The sequence below is a fragment of the Corynebacterium tuberculostearicum genome (assembly GCF_030229345.1).
Lineage (GTDB): Bacteria > Actinomycetota > Actinomycetes > Mycobacteriales > Mycobacteriaceae > Corynebacterium > Corynebacterium tuberculostearicum_G.
On sequence record NZ_JASPGP010000033.1, the window covers coordinates 1 to 272 of the forward strand.

1 rRNA gene is annotated in these 272 nt (G+C 50.4%); it reads right to left on the reverse strand.

Annotated elements, in window-relative coordinates:
- A 5S ribosomal RNA gene (rrf, locus tag QP884_RS11245) occupies positions 1 to 71 on the reverse strand; the annotation flags it as partial.
- Between the last annotated feature and the right edge of the window lie 201 nt (positions 72 to 272).

Genomic DNA, 272 nt, shown 5'->3' on the forward strand with positions numbered 1-272 from the left:
CAGCGTGTGCAGGCTTAGCTTCCGGGTTCGGAATGGGACCGGGCGTTTCCCTGCAGCTATTGACCACCGACAAACATTCGAAGCATTAGTACAAACCCTTCTTAGTGCCCACTTTGTGTGGGTGTTGTGTCAGATACTGCATAGTGGACGCGGTCACGACAGTGACTGTTTCTTCTTCTTACTCTTTTTGCCAGCACACGTAGTGTGTTGGTGTTTGTTGTGGTCAATTAGTACCAGTAGCCTTCACACCTTACAGTGCTTCCAGGTCTGGC